The organism is Novacetimonas hansenii JCM 7643 (assembly GCF_000964405.1).
Lineage (GTDB): Bacteria > Pseudomonadota > Alphaproteobacteria > Acetobacterales > Acetobacteraceae > Novacetimonas > Novacetimonas hansenii.
Genome location: NZ_BANE01000180.1, coordinates 1 through 16631 on the forward strand (window position 1 = coordinate 1; position 16631 = coordinate 16631).

The window sequence follows — 16631 nt, forward strand, 5'->3', positions numbered from 1 at the left end:
TCACCAAAAACCTTTATAATTTCAGTATGTTATCGCGCCTGACTATTTTAAATAGTCTCAAAGAGGCAATGCCTTGGCGATGTGGCTTGGAAACGCTTCGTCAGAAGTTTTCATGATCTCGAAATTTGTGTAAGGGCGCGTGACGCACACACTATTATGTGCGCCGTGGCCTTTGTTGTTGTGGGATGTGGGGATGCCCCGCAATGATGGTTCCCCATATTCGCAAGGGATGGATGGCCGAATGATGCAGTCATGCACGCGGGTCGTAAGGGGAATGGCGCTGGGCGGCACCATGATGTGCGCGGTGGCGCAGGCCGCTGCCGCGCAATCCCCTGATATGCATGTCCCCAATGGCCATGTGGAGGGACATATCGTCACCATGCAGAAGCTCGACTGGTTTCTGGCGGCGCAACTTGCGCTCGAAGCTGTACGGTCATGTGCGATGCAGGGATATTCCGTGACGGCCACCGTCGTCGATACGACCGGCCATCAGCAGGCCGTTATCAAGGGGGACAGCGTGCCGCTGCAATCCCTGTCGGTGTCTTATCGCAAGGCTTATACCGCCTATTCCTATGGGCTGGCGTTCAATATGAACACCACCAGCGAACTGATCGCGGCAAAGGTGACGGGACCGGCGAACGGGGCGCTTAATACCATTCCCGAAGTGCTGTTCGTGCCGGGGGGTGTAACGCTGCGCCGGGTGTCGGACAATACCGTTCTGGGCGGGATCGGGGTATCTGGTGCGCCCGGTGGGGAAAAGGACGAAGCCTGCGCCCAGGCGGCAGTGCAGAAATATAAATCCGATTTCCGTTAGGATGAAAATGACAAGGGAGACTGTCTGGACAGGTGAGACCAATTACATGCTGAAATTATAAGGTATTATTCAGATATTTATAAAATAATTACATGAAATTCTGTCGTTTTCAGGCAGGGAATATCGTTCACGTCTTTACCAGACGCTTTGGGAATTGCAGGAGGTTGTTCCTCCTGCCTCTTGAGGTAACCATTCAGCCAATAAAGACATGATATGTCCTATGAATGCACGTCATTGCCAACATGGCGGGGCGAAATATGGCGGCGGTCTATATCAATGATATCGCCCCGGCCCCGTCGGGTCGTAAAGGACGGGATATGGCCATCAGTCCTCAGTTTAGCAGCCTGTCGGATTGGGAGCTAAAGTGGACGTTATTCATAACTTATGAAACAGATATTTCTGTTTATGTGTCGAAAATTCTTTAATTGTCAGGATTTCAGCAATGTTGTTGCGTAAAAATTCCAATCCAATAGCCTGTTAGAGACTATTTTAAAATAACCCGTTGATACAGAATGGGAAAATTCTTAACGCATGACTTTCGTCATCGTGAAAATACGATGTTTTCCAACATTTTCTGGAACAGGCCTCACCAAAAAATTTGGGTGGCTGGCATAGGTACGTATTGTTTGCGACGATTCACGTGGGGTGCTGGCTCTAACTTCTTGAACAGTCCCCATTGGCAAAATTAAGTGCGGTCTTTGTCTGTGCCAGATCCGAAGATGAAATTCGGAGGAACCGTTTTTTCCCATCCCGGCGATGCCCCATCCAGACGATGCCTTGTGAATGGGGTGTGAAAAGCTTCACAAAAATCCTCAATACCCTGCCAATCATGGCGGAAGATGTGAACTCTCCCTGCTTTTGGCTGGGGAAGGAGGGTTTCATATTTTGGGAAATGAAATGGTGCCCAAGGGCGGGATCGAACCACCGACACTGCGATTTTCAGTCGCATGCTCTACCAACTGAGCTACTTGGGCACCGGAGCCGTTGTCCGGCAGGCCGGGGCGGGGTGAACCGCCCTGACGATGTGCAGGCTTTACCCTACCTCTTCATCGGGATCAACCCGTCTTGTGTGATTTTCGTCCATATCGTTGAAATCATTGTCGGCGGGCACGCGATATTGCCCTGTGAACCAGCGCCCAAGGTCGATATCCGCGCAACGACGCGAACAGAACGGGCGATAGGCCTGAACCATCGGCTTGCCACAAACGGGGCAGGGCGGTGGCGTGGCGGGATCAGTCATTATCGTACCTCCATCCTGATGGTGGCAGGTCGGGCGCGATGGTAACGCGCAGGGGACATCCCGTCAGGCGTGTGAAATCCTCCATCCATGCCGGATAGGTCCGCATCATGCGCACGATATCACATCCGGCCTGTAATGTGACCGGCCGGGGCACCTGCATTCCCCTGTAATCCCGGACCTTCTGCCGCAGCGAACGCAACAGCCGTCCCGTTACACTGTCCAGAAGTTCATGCAGGGGGGGATGGATGCGCGGACGCACGATTTCCGCCAGCCCCAATGCACTGATCCCCAAAAAGCGCGGACGCAGTGGGTCCGCCGCCAGCGCCTGTTCAATCGGTTCGGCCAGCGCGCGGCGTTTGCGGACCGCAAGGCCCGCCGCATCCACGACGATGGCTCCCGACAGGTTGCGCAGCCGTAACTGGTGCAACAGTTCGGGCAAGGCCGCACGATTCGCGGCAAACTGCGCGGTCTGCTTTGGCCTGCGATCCATGCTGGTATGTCCGCCATCCATGTCGATGGCAACCAGCGCGGGCGTGGGCGTGATGGTGGCAGACATGCCGCCTGGCAACGCGACGAACGGATCAGACAGGGATTCGGCCATCATTTCCGTCTCTGCGTCGAACGCCATCGGCTGGCGTTCAATCCGGCCATGCAGCGCCTGGGGCAGGCGCGCGCCCACGGCGGGATCGTCAATCACGACGATCGCGTCGGGCCAGCATGCAGCCATGCGTTCCACCGGCCCGGCCCCGCGTGATAGCAGGGCAGGTGGTCCTTCGGCACGGGTGTCGGGAATGCCACGCAGGCTCAGGCGCACGCCCTTGCCCCCCTGTGCGCTGCGGCTGACGCGCACCAGTATGGCGGTGCCCTGCGTCATGGGGCCGCTGCCTTCGGAATCAGGCAGGAAACCGGCTTGGCCATCTGTCAGGTCAACGAAGGTGCCACCAAGTGCCGGGACATGGGCGCTGACACGACCGCGATACAGATCGCCCACCCCGTCAGGCAGGTCAGGACGCCATAATGCATAATCCAGCAGCCGGCCGCCATCCGTCAGCGCAACCCGCAATTCCCCCGGGCCGCTTGCCACGCGAATCAGCATGTTCACGCAATCCAGTTCCCATCCTGCCCACGCAGCATTTGCGCGACCTCGAACAGGGGCAGGCCAACCACCCCTGAATAACTGCCGGACAGAAAGCGCACGAATGCCGCCGCATGCCCCTGCAGGGCATAACCCCCGGCCTTGTCGCGCCAGTCGCCCGCCGCGATCAGGGCATTGACCTGCGCAGGGATCAGGCGGGAAAACGCAACTGTGCTGCTGACAATACGGGTGCTGGTGCGGCCTTTCGCCCATGTGGCGCTTGGGCACAGTGTCACGGCAGTCAGCACCGTATGCCGCCGGCCCGACAGGAGGGACAGGCAGGTGCGTGCTGTCTGCTCATCCTCTGCCTTTGGCATGATGCGCCGACCGACGGCGACCACCGTATCGGCCCCGATTACCAGGGCGGGGAAATCAAGGGTGGCTGCGACGGCGCGGGCCTTTGTGTCGGCCATGCGCAGCGCATAGGCACGGGGAAGTTCCCCCGGCGCAGGACGTTCATCAATATCGGCGGCAATGACCTGATCAGGCTGTACGCCGACCTGTCGCAGAAGATCAAGACGCCGGGGGGAGGCAGAGGCAAGAACAAGCTGCGTGCCCGTTCCCGTGACGGAGGAACCGGGTGTCCGGGTCATGATCGGGCGATCCGTCTTATTTAAAGCGGAATGTGATGCGACCCTTGCTCAGGTCATAGGGGGTCATTTCCACATTCACCCGGTCACCGGCCAGCACGCGGATGCGATTTTTGCGCATCTTGCCGCTGGTGTGCGCCAGAATCATGTGTTCGTTATCCAGCTTGACGCGGAACATCGCATTGGGAAGCAGCTCGGTGACCGTGCCGCTGAATTCGATCATGTCTTCCTTGGACATCGTATCCTTCAATCGTATTGGTTTGGTGGGGTGAAAAAAGGCCAGACACGACGCGGAAATTATTTCCGCATCGTGCTGACAGGAATACAAGGGTGGATATGTGGGGATTGTTCCCCCATGGTCAAGCTTTACCCGACCCGCGCGTCAGATCCTCCAGCCGGATGGACACGCTCATGGCATGCGCATCCAGCCCTTCGGCCCGCGCCAGCGCCACGGCGGCCGGGCCGATCGTGCGCAGGGAGTCCGCATTTGCGTCAATGAACGTCGTGCGTTTGAGGAAGTCGAATACCGACAGTCCCGATGCAAAACGTGCGGTGGAACTTGTCGGCAGGACATGGTTCGGGCCACCGACATAATCACCGATCGCCTCGGGGCAGTAACGGCCAAGGAAGATCGCGCCCGCGTGCCGCACCTTGTCAAACACCGGCTGTGGGTTGTCCATCACCAGTTCAAGATGTTCGGGCGCGATGCGGTTGACGAGTTCCACTGCCTCATCAAGGGTCCGTACCGTGATGATGGCGCCATGCGCGTCCCAGCTTGCGCGGGCGATCTGCGCGCGGGGCAGGGTCTTCAGCTCCGCCTCCACCGCGTCCTGCACCGCCTGCGCCAGTGCCGCGTCGGGCGTGATCAAGACGGCCTGCGCCATGGGGTCATGTTCCGCCTGCGCCAGCAGGTCCAGCGCGAGGGCGCGCGGGTCATTGGCATCGGCCGCGACGATCACGATTTCGGACGGCCCCGCGATGCTGTCGATTCCCACGCGGCCGAACACCTGACGCTTGGCTTCGGCAACATAGGCATTGCCCGGCCCGACCACGCGATCGACCGGCGCGATGGTCTTGGTGCCATAGGCCATGGCCCCGACCGCCTGCGCGCCACCAACGCGATAGATCTCGCTTACGCCGGCACGGCGCGCGGCGGCCAGCACCAGCGGATTGAGCACGCCATCGGGCGTCGGCACGCACATCGCCAGCCTGCGCACCCCCGCGACACGCGCGGGCACGGCATTCATCAGGACGGAGGAGGGATAGGCCGCCGTTCCGCCCGGTACATACAGCCCCACAGCGTCCAGCGGCGTCCAGCGCATGCCAAGCGTCACACCCTGCGCATCGACATAGCGCAGGTCATCGGGGAGCTGCGCACGATGGAAGGATTCGATGCGTGTCGCCGCGACGTCGAGTGCCGCGTGCAAAGACAGCGAGACCTCGGCGCAGGCGGCGTCGATTTCCGCATCCGTGATCCGCAGGCGATCGGGTGTTATCGCCATCCGGTCGAACCGCCGGGTGAATTCACACAGCGCCGCATCCCCATCCCGGCGTATGGCGGCCAGAATTTCCGTCACGGGGGCATCGACACGCGCCGTGTCGCTGTCCCGATCCGCCAGCAGCCGTGCAAAGGCAGCGTCGAAATCAGGGCTGCTGGTATCAAGGCGGTTCATGGCCGAAATCATCCCTCGGTCTGTGTCGTGCCGGACGCAAGGGCCTGGCGGAAACGGTTGATGATGCCCCCGATACGTTCGGGCTGTGTCTTGAACGCCGTGCGGTTGACGATCAGGCGGCTGGTGATGTTGGCGATGGTGCGCACCTCCTCCAGCCCGTTGGCCTTCAGGGTGGAGCCGGTATCCACCAGATCCACGATCAGGTGCGACAGACCCAGCACAGGGGCAAGTTCCATTGCCCCATGCAGGTGTACGATATCCGCGTTGATCCCCTGCGCCGCGAAATGCCGCCGCGTGATGGAGGGGTATTTGGTTGCGACCCGCACCTGCGACCAGCGTGCGGGATCGTCCGACAGGTCACAGCCACGCGGCTGTGCGATGGAGATGCGGCATCCCCCGATACCAAGGTCAAGCGGCGCATAAATTTCGGGATAATCAAATTCCATCAGCACGTCGGCCCCGCACAGCCCCACCTGTGCGCCGCCAAAGGCCACGAACGTCGCCACGTCGAACGAGCGCACGCGCACCACGTCAAGGTGCGGGTCATTGGTGGGAAAGCGCAGCAGGCGGCTGCGGTCATCGGTGAAATCGGGGCCGGGCACAATGCCCGCCGCCTTCAGCAGCGGCGTCGCGGCCTTCAGGATGCGGCCCTTGGGCAGGGCGATGATCATCGGGCTGTCCGTTTCCGGGACAAGGCTGGAGGCCGGTGTCAGGACGGTCACTGAATTCTCCGAACAAGAGGAAACGCGCCCGGACCGCAATCACAACAGGCGTGACAGGCGCAACATGTCGCCTGCGCGCATACCACATTGTGCCGCCCCGCAGAAAGGGCGCTTTTCACACGGCAGCCCTTTTGCGCGGCCCGTCCGGGCGGTTTCGCACCTGTTTTCAGCCCGCGACACGTTCGATCTGTGCCCCGCACTGCGCAAGCTTGCGTTCCACCGCTTCGTAACCACGGTCAAGGTGGTAGACACGGCTCAGGATCGTCTCCCCATGCGCGGCAAGCCCCGCGAGGATGAGCGAGAACGACGCCCGCAGGTCAGTCGCCATGACCGGCGCGCCCGACAGGGAATGCACGCCACGGATGATGGCGGATGACCCGTGTACGTTGATGCGCGCACCCATGCGGTTGAGTTCGGGGACATGCATGAAACGGTTTTCAAAGATCGTTTCCGTCACCATCGACGCGCCTTCTGCCACCGACAGCAGCGCCATGAACTGTGCCTGCATATCAGTGGGGAAACCGGGATAGGGTTCGGTCATGATGTCCACCCCACGCAGCGCGCCAGTGCGCCGCACCCGCAGGGCGCTGTCTTCTTGAAACACTTCTGCGCCCGCTTCCTCCAGCGCGCGTACGACCGCGCCCAGATGTTCGGCCCGCCCGTCGATCAGGCGCAGGTCCCCGCCCGTGATCGCGGCGGCGCAGGCATAGGTGCCGCATTCGATACGATCAGGCATCACGCGGTATTCCGCCCCGTGCAGGGCGTCCACACCGTCGATCACCAGTGTCCCGCTGCCCGCGCCGGTAATGCGCGCGCCCATGGCGTTGAGGCAGGCGGCAAGGTCCCCGATTTCGGGTTCGCGCGCGGCGTTGACGATTTCGGTGCGCCCTTTTGCCAGGCACGACGCCATCAGCAGGTTTTCCGTCGCCCCCACCGATGCGAACGGCAGGATGATGCGCGCGCCGGTCAGCCCTTCGGGGGCGTGGGCGTTGATATAGCCATTTTCAAGCGTGATGCGCGCGCCAAGTGCTTCAAGCCCCTTAAGGTGCATGTCCACCGGCCGGGTCCCGATCGCACAACCGCCCGGCAGGGAGACCCGCGCCTCCCCGCAGCGCGCCAGCAGTGGCCCGAGCACGAGGATCGAGGCCCGCATCTTGGAAACAATGTTATAGGGGGCTTCGGTGTTGGTGATCTGCCCGCCGATCGACAGGACAGCCCCCGTGCCGTCCACGTCTTCCACCTTTACCCCGTGCTGGAGCAGCAGCGTGCGCATGGTGCGGATGTCCGCGATGCGCGGGACGTTCGAAAGCACCAGTGTTTCGGACGTAAGAAGCCCCGCGACCAGAAGCTTGAGCGCCGAATTCTTGGCGCCCCCGATGACGATATCGCCATGCAGGCGATGCCCGCCGCGAATGATGAAACGGTCCATGGCCCTGCTCTCCTACATCCGTGGCGGGGCGACGCCGCGCTGTCCCATATATTTTCCCGCCCGGTCGGCATAGCTGACCTCGCACGGCGAAGCGCCCTGAAAAAACAGGAACTGGCAGATGCCTTCATTGGCATAGATGCGCGCGGGCAGGGGGGTCGTGTTGCTGATCTCGATCGTGACCTGCCCTTCCCATTCCGGTTCCAGCGGGGTCACGTTTACGATGATGCCGCACCGGGCATAGGTGGATTTGCCAAGGCACACGACAAGGGTGTCGCGCGGTATGCGGAAATATTCCACCGTATGCGCCAGGACGAAGCTGTGTGGCGGAATGGTGCACGACTCGCCATGACGGGTGACGAAGCTGTTTTCCGCGAAATTCTTGGGATCGACCACCGCGTTGTCCACGTCGGTGAAAATCTTGAATTCAGAGGCCACCCGCGCGTCATAGCCATAGGAGGACAGGCCGTAGGAAATCACGCCCTCGCGGTTCTGTTTTTCGACGAAAGGTTCGATCATGCCGGATTCGACGGCCATGCGGCGAATCCATGAATCAGGCATTATTGGCATGGGGTCCCTTTCTTCGTGCGTCATGGCGGGGTGTCCCGCCGCAGGCGAGCAGCGACCACTACCGAAGGCAGTCGAGTCGTGCAATCGTGTTATGCGTCGATGCAGCTGCTTTATGTGGACGGCGTATCGTCGCGCGGGGTGTGTGCGCTGTCCTGTGCGGCGGCGCCGTCCGGCAGGACAGCGGCTGCGGCGATGGGCGTGGTGCGCGCACGGGTCTGCTGCTTGCGACGGCGCAGGTTGTCACGCAGGGCCTGGGCCTCGCGCTGCTGGCGGGCGTGGCGTGCGGCCTCGGCGCGTGCGCTTTCGGCTCTGGCCCTTTCGGGCGGGGGGGGCGCGTTGGTCATGCTGGCATCACTCATGTCAGGCCCCACCGTGCGCCGGGCTGGTGCGCGGTGGGGCGGGAACGTGCGGCGTCGCCGGGATCAGGCCGCGCTGGTGGGGGCAGGATTCGTGGTGTCGGGCATTCCCTTGCCCGCGGGAACGCCGCTGCGTGCCAGCAGTTCACGCAGCGCCTTGACCACGGGGAAGATTTCCACGTTACGGTCGCCGCCCTGTTCGTTCCATGCCTGCTGCTCCATCTCCACGATGTCCTTGTCCTCAAGGAAGATGCGGTTGGTGAACCAGCCCAGCGCGGGCCAGATCAGGTCGATGAGCAGCGGCGTCTGGGGGCGCAGCACCGCCAGCAGCCCGAAACTCTGTGTAACGCGCTGGTCCTTGTCCACCGGGACATAGGCCGTCCACAGATCCATGATCAGGTCGCCGTCCTTATCGTGGATCTGCAATGTCTGGTACGGATATGTCGTGCGGATGGTCACGACCTCCTCAACCGGCTGTTCCGCGCCCTTGAGGTCCTTGTGCTTGCCAAAGATCAGCCGTTCGGCCAGTGGCTGCTGACCCGCGCTGCGCATGAAGCTGTAGCGTGCCTCGATAAAGTTTTCGCCTTTGTCCTGCCCCAGGAAACGCGCCTTGATCTGGCCCATCTGGCGGCGGTGCAGGAACTGGTGGTTCATGTCCATCAGGTTTTCATGCATGAACGTGTAATGGCAGTTCACGCGCGGGCTGAACCGCTTGGTCTTGAAGGCCGGATCGTCCACGCTGCCCAGCTTGGGAAAGGGGACGGTGTCTGCCTTGGCCGGGTCGCCGGGGAAGATGAATACAAGGCCACCCGCCTCCCGGCAGGGATAGGTGCGCACCCCGTTCGGCAGCTTGCCCTTGCCAAGATAAGGCACGTCGATGCACCGGCCAGAGCGCCCGAACGCCCATCCGTGATAGCAGCAGCGCACGGTCTGTCCGTTGACGGTGCCCTTGCTCAGGGGTACCTGCCGGTGGGGGCAGCGGTCATACAGGGCAAAGACGCTGCCTTCCTCGGGACGGACCAGCACGATGGGCACGCCCGCGTAACGCACGCCGAACGTCTTGCCCCGGCGCACCTGTGATGACCATGCGACGGGGTACCAGAAATCGGGGTCCGCATCGACGGTGCGCAGGTCTGGCTGTGGGGTGGCGGGGGGGACCGGTGCGGTTGTGGCCTGGTCCCGTGTCGGGGCCTCCGTCTGGACAGAAAGTGTATCGCTCATTTTGAGGCCCCGAAATTCCTGTTTGTCATGATGTGCGGATTTTATCCGATCCGCTTGCATGGTGTATCCATGAAGTCCTTGCACAAGAATTTCAATTGCCTTGCGCATTGGAAATCCCCCCAGCGCATACGCCATATGTCGTGTGGGGGAGGCTGCGTCATCTTCACCAACGACGATGCGACAGATCAATGCCGCATGGGGGCTGGCGTGTCAGGCTGACACGGCATCCTGTCATGCCCGTGGCGCGGGGCAGGTCAGGACGCCTGCTGTTCCAGTTCATGATCGGGCGCCATGTGCCCGGTATTGTAAAGGAATGTCTCGGCCAGGTGGGTATTCAGCAGTTCATCATAGACCCCGAGGGTCGCGTACTGCATGCCCTGGCTGGTGTAATGCGCCATGACATTCGCGCGGGCCTGTGTCGCCATCATGGCGTGCTGTTCCGGCGTCATGCACAATGCGGCGCGCACTGCCTCCGCCAGGGCGGCGGCGTCGCCGGGGGGGAAGGTGAAGCCCGTAACCCCGTCTTCCACCGTTTCCAGCGCGGCGCCATGGGCGGCCACAACAACCGGGCGGCCCATGGCCTGCGCCTCCACCACCACACGGCCGAAGGGTTCGGGCCGCAGCGACGGCACGACCACAAGGTCCGCCAGCATCATGACCGCCGGCATGTCCGCGCAGTGCCCGGTAAAGCGCACCCGTTCGCGCAACCCGGCCTCGCGCGTTTTTTCCACCAGGGCCTGCGTATGTTTGTCGCGTTCCTTTGCATCACCGACAAAGACACAGATCCATTCCCGTCCGCATCCGCCCGCGCGTTCCATCCGCGCCAGCGCGTCCAGCAGCAGCATCTGCCCCTTCCACGCCGTGATCCGGCCCGGCAATACGATGATGGCGGCATGTTCAGGCAGGTCCCACTGATCCAGCAGGTTCTGCACCCGGTTGCCACGCACGCCATGCGGGTCGAATCGCGCAACATCCGCCCCGCGCGGGATCAGGCGCAGCCGGTCGTCACCCACCCGGTATTCCGTGCGCAGGCGCTGCGCGATGTAGTCGCTGACGGCGATGACCCGCCGTCCCGACGCCATGACGGCGTTATAGCGGCGTTTGCCGGGGATGGTGTTGCCATAGACGCCATGCCACGTCGTCACCAGCGGCACACCGGTGCGACGGCATGCGGATGCGGCGGCCCAGGCGGGCGCGCGTGAACGCGCATGCACGAGGTTGACGGAATATTCGCGTATGATCTGCGCAAGGCGCAGGGAGTTGCGCAGGATGGAAAGCGGGTTTTTCGGCCTCAGGTCCAGATGGACCGGGGTTGCCCCGACATAGCGCAGGCGGGGGATCAGGCGCCCGCCCGCGCTTGCCACCAGTGCGGTGCCGCCCGCCTGTGTGATGGCCTCAGCCATTTCGATGGTGCCCTGCTCTATGCCGCCTGATTCAAGCGCGGGCAGGACCTGGAGAATGACTGGGCGGGTGGTCACGAATTCCATTTCGGAATGTGTATCACGTAAGTGACAGTTCTGCACCGTCTGTTGCAACGTGGGGGGCTATCATGGCGTCAGGGTACTTGACCTTGGCGGGGCGGGGGGCGACGAAGGAACCATTATGATAGCTTTTGCATGCATGTTTCCGCACGCCGGCCCCCGGAGTTCCGCATTGCATCGGGCGCCGTGCGGTGCCGTTACGGGGCGGTGGATGGTGTTGTGCATGCGTGCCATGCAGGTGGGCATGGTTGCTGTGGCGCTGGAGTCGGCGGGGGGAAGCGCGCGCGCGACCGTCGTGGGGGCCGATGCGGCCGAAGCCTCTGCCCCCAATGCCCCGCGTCCGGGTCAGGTTTCCCTTCATACGGTTGTCCCCGGCACGCCTGGCCGTACGACTGCCCGTACGACTGCCGGGATGGGGAACGGGGCGGCGCGGAATTTTTCCTTTGCCGCCTGCCAGGCGCAATTGGCCGATGACCCTGATGGCACCCGCGATTATGCCGACGACTGGCAGGACCATGGGGGCGGGGCGGAGGCTGAATATTGCGGGGCCTTGGCAGACATGGCGCTTGGTGACGTGGGGGATGCTGCGGCCACCCTGGATCGGCTGTCGCGTGTCGCCCATTGGCCACAGGGATGGGTGGCCCCATCCCGGCACCCGCCGTCACCCCCCGTTCCGTCCCCATCCGTCCCGTCGCGCGCCGTTACCGCATCGCGGGGCGACATCACGCCACAGCCCGCCGGGGTGGTGGGCGGGGGGCAACAGAACGGGACACAGGCCGGGATACAGGATGGAACACAGGCCGGGCCGCACGATACGCCCGAATCCCTGCGCCATCGCGCCCATGTGGCGGAAGAGGCCGCGCGGGCATGGCAGGCCAATGACAGTCCACGCCAGGCGCTTGACAGTGCGACATACGGGCTGTGGCTGGACCCGCATGACATGACGCTGCGGGTGATCCATGCCCGTCTTTGCGTGGATATGGGCATGGCGCAGCAGGCGGTTGCCGACCTGACGCCTCTGCCGGGGGACACGGCCTTGCGGGTGGATGCGCTGGTGACGCGGGCCGCCGCCAATCGTGCGCTGGGTCATATCGACCTTGCCGCCACAGATATTGCCGCCGCCCTTCAACTGTCGCCGCATAATGTGGCCGCCGAACTGGAATGCGGCATCCTGCACGAACGTCAGGGCCGGATGGAGGACGCCCGCGCCGACTGGCAACAGGTGATCGCGCTTGCCCCCGATTCGCATGAAGCGGACCTTGCGCGGCAGGACCTTTCGTTGCTGGAGGCCGATCCCGCAGCTCCCTGAGGGGGCGGTAACCGCGCAGGAAGGCAAAAGGATGCTTTGCGAAAGGTGCTGGCCTGATAATCTGGGAGTATCCAATTTGGTATTGGTGTGAATCCTTATTGTTGATCAGTGGGTATTTAAAATCTCTCCCCTGATCTGTCTGAAAGGTGCCGCACCCTGACCGCCTGCCATTTTTCACTATGTTATCAAGATCATGTTTGACACAGCCCCTGGAGGTCACATGCGGCGCATCCTTGTCATCCGGCTGGGTGCGCTGGGTGATTTTGCCCAGTCCTTTGCTCCTTTCGCCGCCATTCGCGACCATCATCGCCATGACAGCGTGACATTGCTGACGACCGCGCCCTTTGTTGAACTGGCGCGGGCGTCGCCATGGTTCGACGATGTCCGCGTCGATGCCCGCGCGCCGTGGCGCAACCTGCGGGCGGTCATGGCGATGCGTGCGCTGCTGCGGCAATATGATTTCATTTATGACCTGCAGACGTCGGGTCGTACCACGCGTTATTTCCACCTGTCGGGACATCGCGCATGGTCGGGCATCGCGCCCGGGGCACAGGCACCCCATGACAACCCGCAGCGCAAGGCCATGCACAACCGCGCCCGCCAGCGCGACCAGCTGCGCCGCGCGGGCATTGCGGAGGTGCCAGACGCCGATATTTCGTGGTTGTCGGGATACGGGCCGCGCCTGCCGGGGCCATATGTGCTGCTGGTGCCGGGTACGTCGGCGGCGCATCCGGTCAAACGCTGGCCCGTGGAACGGTTCGCAGGGCTTGCCACACGGCTGTGGGCGGGGGGGCTGCGCCCGGTTGTCATCGGTTCGCGCGCCGATGCGCCGCTTGCCGCCACCATTGTCGCCGCGTGCGATGCGACGGTGGACATGACGGGGCGGACGTCGCTGCTGGACCTTGGCGGGGTGGCCGCGCGCGCCGTGGCCGCGGTGGGGAACGATACCGGGCCGATGCACCTTGCCGCGGTGATGGGAACACCAAGTGTCGTGCTGTTTTCGCGCGCGGGTGATCCGGCACTCAGCGCGCCATTGGGGCGTACGCCGGGGCAGGTACGGGCACTGTGGGCGCAGGATCTGGCCACATTACACATTGACAGGGTTGCAGCCGCGCTCCGCTGACGCCATTACAGCGTGACACATTTTTATCGGAGCACCAGAACATGCCTGCCATCACCCTGCCTGACGGATCCGTACGCCGCTTTGACGGGGCGGTGACGGGCACTACGGTGGCGCAGTCCATTGGCGCGGGCCTTGCCCGTGCGGCGCTTGCCATGGAGGTGGACGGCCACCTGATGGATATCGGCCGCGAAATCGACCATGACGCCCATGTGCGTTTCGTCACCCGCAAGGACGCCGAGTCGCTGGAGATGATCCGCCATGATGCCGCCCATGTGCTGGCCGAGGCGGTGCAGTCGCTGTGGCCGGGAACGCAGGTGACGATCGGCCCGTCGATCGAAAATGGCTTCTATTACGATTTTTATCGTAACGAGCCCTTCACGCCCGAGGACTTCCCCCGCATCGAAGCCCGCATGCGCGAGATCGTAGACGCCAATGCCCCCTTCACACGTGAAACCTGGCCGCGTGAAGAGGCGATCCGTTTCTTTGAGGAGCGGGGTGAGCGGTTCAAGGCCGAACTGATCCGTGATCTGCCCGAGGATGAGGAAATCTCCATCTACCGGCAGGGGGAATGGCTGGATCTGTGCCGTGGTCCGCATCTGCGCGGCACGGGCGACATCGGCAAGGCGTTCCGCCTGATGAAGGTGGCCGGGGCATACTGGCGGGGCGATCATCGCAATCCCATGCTGACGCGCATTTACGGGACCGCGTGGCGCGACCAGAAGGAACTTGACGCACATATCCACCAGCTTGAGGAAGCGGAACGGCGCGACCACCGCCGTATCGGGCGTGAAATGGGCCTGTTCCATATCCAGGAAGAAGCCGTGGGCCAGATCTTCTGGCATCCCAAGGGGTGGCGCCTGTATTCTGTCCTGCAGGATTACATGCGCCGCGCGCAGACCCGGAACGGGTATCAGGAGGTGCGCACCCCGCAACTGGTCGATCGTGGCCTGTGGGAAGCATCGGGTCACTGGGACAAATACCGCCAGCACATGTTCATCGCCACGGTGGAGGACGAGGACAAGACCCTTGCGCTCAAGCCGATGAACTGCCCATGTCATGTGCAGATCTTTCGCCACGGGCTGCGTTCCTATCGCGAACTGCCGCTGCGTATGGCGGAATTCGGCGCCTGCCATCGGTATGAGCCCTCCGGCGCGCTGCACGGTATCATGCGCGTGCGTGGCTTCACGCAGGATGATGCGCATATCTTCTGCACCGAAGAACAGATCGCGGATGAGACGGCGCGTTTCGTGCGTATGCTCTCGGCCGTGTACCAGGACCTTGGGTTCGAGCATTTCCGCGTGAAATTCGCCGACCGTCCGGAGCAGCGCGCAGGCAGCGACGATACATGGGACCGTTCAGAAAATGCGCTGAAAGAGGCGTGTCACATGGCGGGTGTCGAATACGAGCATAATCCCGGCGAGGGGGCATTTTATGGCCCGAAGCTGGAATTCGTGCTGCGTGACGCCATCGGCCGCGACTGGCAATGCGGCACGTTGCAGGTTGATTACGTGATGCCCGAACGCCTTGATGCCACCTATGTCGGGGAGGACAGCGCCCGCCATCGTCCCGTCATGTTGCATCGTGCGATCCTTGGGTCGTTCGAACGTTTCCTTGGCATCCTGATCGAGCAGCATGCGGGGCGTTTTCCGATGTGGCTGGCACCGGTGCAGGTCGTCGTTGCATCCATTGTGACGGATGCCGAACCCTATGCCCGCGAAGTGGTGGAGAAGCTGCAGGCGGCGGGGGTCGTGGTGGAAGCCGACGTGCGTAATGAAAAGATCAACGCCAAGATTCGTGAACATAGTCTTGCGCGTGTGCCCGTCATCCTTGTGGTGGGACGCAAGGAGGCGGAGGAACGGACTGTCGCCCTGCGTCGCCTGGGGGGCAAGGCGCAGGAAATCGTGCCGTTGGACGAGGCGGTCACGGCCCTGGCGCATGAAGCAACCCCGCCGGACCTGCGGCGGTCCTGATTGAACAAGGTGCTGATAAAAAACGGATAAAAATTTCCAGCTGCTGCCTTTTTTTAAAAAAGGCAGCAGTATTTGAAGCTTTCCGGACAGGGCTTCATCCGAAATTTTTCATTCTGTTTCATGCGGCGATGACCTGAAATCGCCCATCGGTTGCGTCTGGCTGGGGTCTGCTTGCGGTGCATGCATGGCTGGCCCCGTCAGGGTTATTGCACACGGGACTTGATCTGGCCCTTGTGTTTGCGCCACATATTGCCACATCAGCAGCGTCCGCGTGATTTCGCGCCGTCATGTCGTCCGGGGTCGGGCGCGTTTCGGCGTGGGGCCGGTGGCCGCCGCGACGATATCTGAATGCACAGTCACAGGAGATGACCATAGCCAGACCCCCGATGCCCACTCCGCCGAACCGAGAGGGGCCCCGTGTCAATGAGGAGATACGCGTTCCGCAGGTCCGCCTGATCGATGCTGATGGCGAAATGCTGGGAATCATGCCGATGCGTGACGCCCTTGCGCGCGCCTATGCGTCTGGTCTCGACCTGCTGGAAATCAGCCCGAACGCCGAGCCGCCCGTCGCGAAAATTCTCGATTATGGGAAGTTCAAGTACGAGCAGCAGAAGAAGCGCAACGAAGCCCGCAAGAAGCAGAAAGTCATCGAAATCAAGGAAGTCAAGGTTCGTCCGAATATCGACGAAAATGACTACCAGGTGAAGATGCGGGCGATGAAATCCTTTATCGGCGAAGGCGACAAGGTCAAGGTCACGTTGCGTTTTCGTGGCCGCGAAATGGCGCATCAGGATCTGGGCATCAAGGTGCTGGAGCGCGTGCGCAGCGAAATGGATGAAATCGCGAAGGTCGAGCATATGCCCAAGCTCGAAAATCGCCAGATGATCATGGTGCTTGCCCCGCGTTGATACGCAGTGGCAACCGCCTGACCATATATCCGAAAGCCCGGGTCACATGATGTGGCCCGGGCTTTTTGATATGTGTGCCGCCCCGACGGGTTG

Annotated in this window: 17 protein-coding genes and 1 tRNA gene; 6 read left to right on the forward strand and 12 right to left on the reverse strand. The window is 62.2% G+C overall.

Annotated elements, in window-relative coordinates; genetic code table 11:
• Window positions 1-337: 337 nt before the first annotated feature.
• Both B7G66_RS12240 and B7G66_RS12245 read left to right on the forward strand, forming a co-directional pair.
• Window positions 338-814, forward strand: coding sequence for a GlcG/HbpS family heme-binding protein (locus B7G66_RS12240; protein ID WP_040512978.1), 477 nt, complete (start codon window positions 338-340; stop codon window positions 812-814).
• A 224-nt stretch (window positions 815-1038) separates the two neighbouring features.
• Complete coding sequence (locus B7G66_RS12245; protein ID WP_003622224.1) at window positions 1039-1239, forward strand: hypothetical protein; 201 nt, start codon at window positions 1039-1041, stop codon at window positions 1237-1239.
• A 473-nt stretch (window positions 1240-1712) separates the two neighbouring features.
• Here the strand turns inward: B7G66_RS12245 and B7G66_RS12250 are convergent.
• The 12 genes from B7G66_RS12250 to B7G66_RS12305 form a co-directional block, all read right to left on the reverse strand.
• Window positions 1713-1788, reverse strand: a tRNA-Phe gene (locus B7G66_RS12250).
• A 59-nt stretch (window positions 1789-1847) separates the two neighbouring features.
• Window positions 1848-2054 (reverse strand): DNA gyrase inhibitor YacG, encoded by a 207-nt coding sequence (locus B7G66_RS12255; protein WP_003622226.1) that lies wholly within the window; start codon window positions 2052-2054, stop codon window positions 1848-1850.
• Window positions 2047-3150, reverse strand: coding sequence for a ribonuclease E/G (locus B7G66_RS12260; RefSeq protein ID WP_040511123.1), 1104 nt, complete (start codon window positions 3148-3150; stop codon window positions 2047-2049). Before B7G66_RS12260 ends, B7G66_RS12255 begins: the two co-directional genes overlap by 8 nt.
• A 2-nt stretch (window positions 3151-3152) precedes the next feature.
• A complete protein-coding gene (locus B7G66_RS12265) occupies window positions 3153-3782 on the reverse strand; it encodes a Maf family protein (RefSeq protein WP_003622230.1) in 630 nt (209 codons plus the stop codon).
• Window positions 3783-3798: 16 nt separating this feature from the next.
• Window positions 3799-4017, reverse strand: a complete 219-nt coding sequence (gene infA / locus B7G66_RS12270; protein ID WP_003622234.1) for a translation initiation factor IF-1 — start codon at window positions 4015-4017, stop codon at window positions 3799-3801.
• Between the two features lie 121 nt (window positions 4018-4138).
• The gene (gene hisD / locus B7G66_RS12275; protein ID WP_040512981.1) at window positions 4139-5452 is read right to left on the reverse strand and encodes a histidinol dehydrogenase; all 1314 of its coding nucleotides are present in this window, start codon (window positions 5450-5452) and stop codon (window positions 4139-4141) included.
• A gap of 8 nt (window positions 5453-5460) precedes the next feature.
• Window positions 5461-6123: an ATP phosphoribosyltransferase gene (hisG, locus tag B7G66_RS12280; RefSeq protein WP_040512984.1), complete on the reverse strand. Its 663-nt coding sequence runs from the start codon at window positions 6121-6123 to the stop codon at window positions 5461-5463.
• Window positions 6124-6340: 217 nt separating this feature from the next.
• Window positions 6341-7603, reverse strand: coding sequence for a UDP-N-acetylglucosamine 1-carboxyvinyltransferase (gene murA, locus B7G66_RS12285; protein WP_003622237.1), 1263 nt, complete (start codon window positions 7601-7603; stop codon window positions 6341-6343).
• 12 nt (window positions 7604-7615) lie between these two features.
• Window positions 7616-8170: a dCTP deaminase gene (gene dcd, locus B7G66_RS12290; protein WP_003622238.1), complete on the reverse strand. Its 555-nt coding sequence runs from the start codon at window positions 8168-8170 to the stop codon at window positions 7616-7618.
• 110 nt (window positions 8171-8280) lie between these two features.
• Window positions 8281-8529, reverse strand: coding sequence for a hypothetical protein (locus B7G66_RS12295; protein WP_231106224.1), 249 nt, complete (start codon window positions 8527-8529; stop codon window positions 8281-8283).
• Between the two features lie 63 nt (window positions 8530-8592).
• The gene (locus tag B7G66_RS12300) at window positions 8593-9747 is read right to left on the reverse strand and encodes an aromatic ring-hydroxylating oxygenase subunit alpha (protein ID WP_080545546.1); all 1155 of its coding nucleotides are present in this window, start codon (window positions 9745-9747) and stop codon (window positions 8593-8595) included.
• A gap of 254 nt (window positions 9748-10001) precedes the next feature.
• Window positions 10002-11234, reverse strand: a complete 1233-nt coding sequence (locus B7G66_RS12305) for a glycosyltransferase family 4 protein (protein ID WP_040511126.1) — start codon at window positions 11232-11234, stop codon at window positions 10002-10004.
• Window positions 11235-11451: 217 nt separating this feature from the next.
• On the opposite strand from B7G66_RS12305, the gene B7G66_RS12310 reads away from it, so the two are divergent.
• The 4 genes from B7G66_RS12310 (at window position 11452) to infC (ending at window position 16538) form a co-directional block, all read left to right on the forward strand.
• The gene (locus tag B7G66_RS12310; protein ID WP_003622242.1) at window positions 11452-12537 is read left to right on the forward strand and encodes a tetratricopeptide repeat protein; all 1086 of its coding nucleotides are present in this window, start codon (window positions 11452-11454) and stop codon (window positions 12535-12537) included.
• Window positions 12538-12757: 220 nt separating this feature from the next.
• On the forward strand, window positions 12758-13660 hold the full coding sequence (locus B7G66_RS12315; protein ID WP_003622243.1) for a glycosyltransferase family 9 protein: 903 nt from the start codon (window positions 12758-12760) through the stop codon (window positions 13658-13660).
• A 41-nt stretch (window positions 13661-13701) separates the two neighbouring features.
• On the forward strand, window positions 13702-15630 hold the full coding sequence (thrS, locus tag B7G66_RS12320; RefSeq protein ID WP_003622244.1) for a threonine--tRNA ligase: 1929 nt from the start codon (window positions 13702-13704) through the stop codon (window positions 15628-15630).
• A 386-nt stretch (window positions 15631-16016) separates the two neighbouring features.
• A complete protein-coding gene (gene infC, locus B7G66_RS12325) occupies window positions 16017-16538 on the forward strand; it encodes a translation initiation factor IF-3 (RefSeq protein WP_003622245.1) in 522 nt (173 codons plus the stop codon).
• Window positions 16539-16631 lie beyond the last annotated feature (93 nt).

What these genes read in the sequence shown, in the direction of transcription:
- B7G66_RS12240 (WP_040512978.1), top strand. Translation starts at nt 338, where the DNA reads ATGCATGTCCCCAATGGCCATGTGGAGGGACATATCGTCACCATGCAG.
- B7G66_RS12245 (WP_003622224.1), top strand. Translation starts at nt 1,039, where the DNA reads ATGCACGTCATTGCCAACATGGCGGGGCGAAATATGGCGGCGGTCTAT.
- B7G66_RS12255 (WP_003622226.1), bottom strand. Translation starts at nt 2,054, where the DNA reads ATGACTGATCCCGCCACGCCACCGCCCTGCCCCGTTTGTGGCAAGCCG.
- B7G66_RS12260 (WP_040511123.1), bottom strand. Translation starts at nt 3,150, where the DNA reads ATGCTGATTCGCGTGGCAAGCGGCCCGGGGGAATTGCGGGTTGCGCTG.
- B7G66_RS12265 (WP_003622230.1), bottom strand. Translation starts at nt 3,782, where the DNA reads ATGACCCGGACACCCGGTTCCTCCGTCACGGGAACGGGCACGCAGCTT.
- infA (WP_003622234.1), bottom strand. Translation starts at nt 4,017, where the DNA reads ATGTCCAAGGAAGACATGATCGAATTCAGCGGCACGGTCACCGAGCTG.
- hisD (WP_040512981.1), bottom strand. Translation starts at nt 5,452, where the DNA reads ATGAACCGCCTTGATACCAGCAGCCCTGATTTCGACGCTGCCTTTGCA.
- hisG (WP_040512984.1), bottom strand. Translation starts at nt 6,123, where the DNA reads ATGATCATCGCCCTGCCCAAGGGCCGCATCCTGAAGGCCGCGACGCCG.
- murA (WP_003622237.1), bottom strand. Translation starts at nt 7,603, where the DNA reads ATGGACCGTTTCATCATTCGCGGCGGGCATCGCCTGCATGGCGATATC.
- dcd (WP_003622238.1), bottom strand. Translation starts at nt 8,170, where the DNA reads ATGCCAATAATGCCTGATTCATGGATTCGCCGCATGGCCGTCGAATCC.
- B7G66_RS12295 (WP_231106224.1), bottom strand. Translation starts at nt 8,529, where the DNA reads ATGAGTGATGCCAGCATGACCAACGCGCCCCCCCCGCCCGAAAGGGCC.
- B7G66_RS12300 (WP_080545546.1), bottom strand. Translation starts at nt 9,747, where the DNA reads ATGAGCGATACACTTTCTGTCCAGACGGAGGCCCCGACACGGGACCAG.
- B7G66_RS12305 (WP_040511126.1), bottom strand. Translation starts at nt 11,234, where the DNA reads ATGGAATTCGTGACCACCCGCCCAGTCATTCTCCAGGTCCTGCCCGCG.
- B7G66_RS12310 (WP_003622242.1), top strand. Translation starts at nt 11,452, where the DNA reads ATGCGTGCCATGCAGGTGGGCATGGTTGCTGTGGCGCTGGAGTCGGCG.
- B7G66_RS12315 (WP_003622243.1), top strand. Translation starts at nt 12,758, where the DNA reads ATGCGGCGCATCCTTGTCATCCGGCTGGGTGCGCTGGGTGATTTTGCC.
- thrS (WP_003622244.1), top strand. Translation starts at nt 13,702, where the DNA reads ATGCCTGCCATCACCCTGCCTGACGGATCCGTACGCCGCTTTGACGGG.
- infC (WP_003622245.1), top strand. Translation starts at nt 16,017, where the DNA reads ATGCCCACTCCGCCGAACCGAGAGGGGCCCCGTGTCAATGAGGAGATA.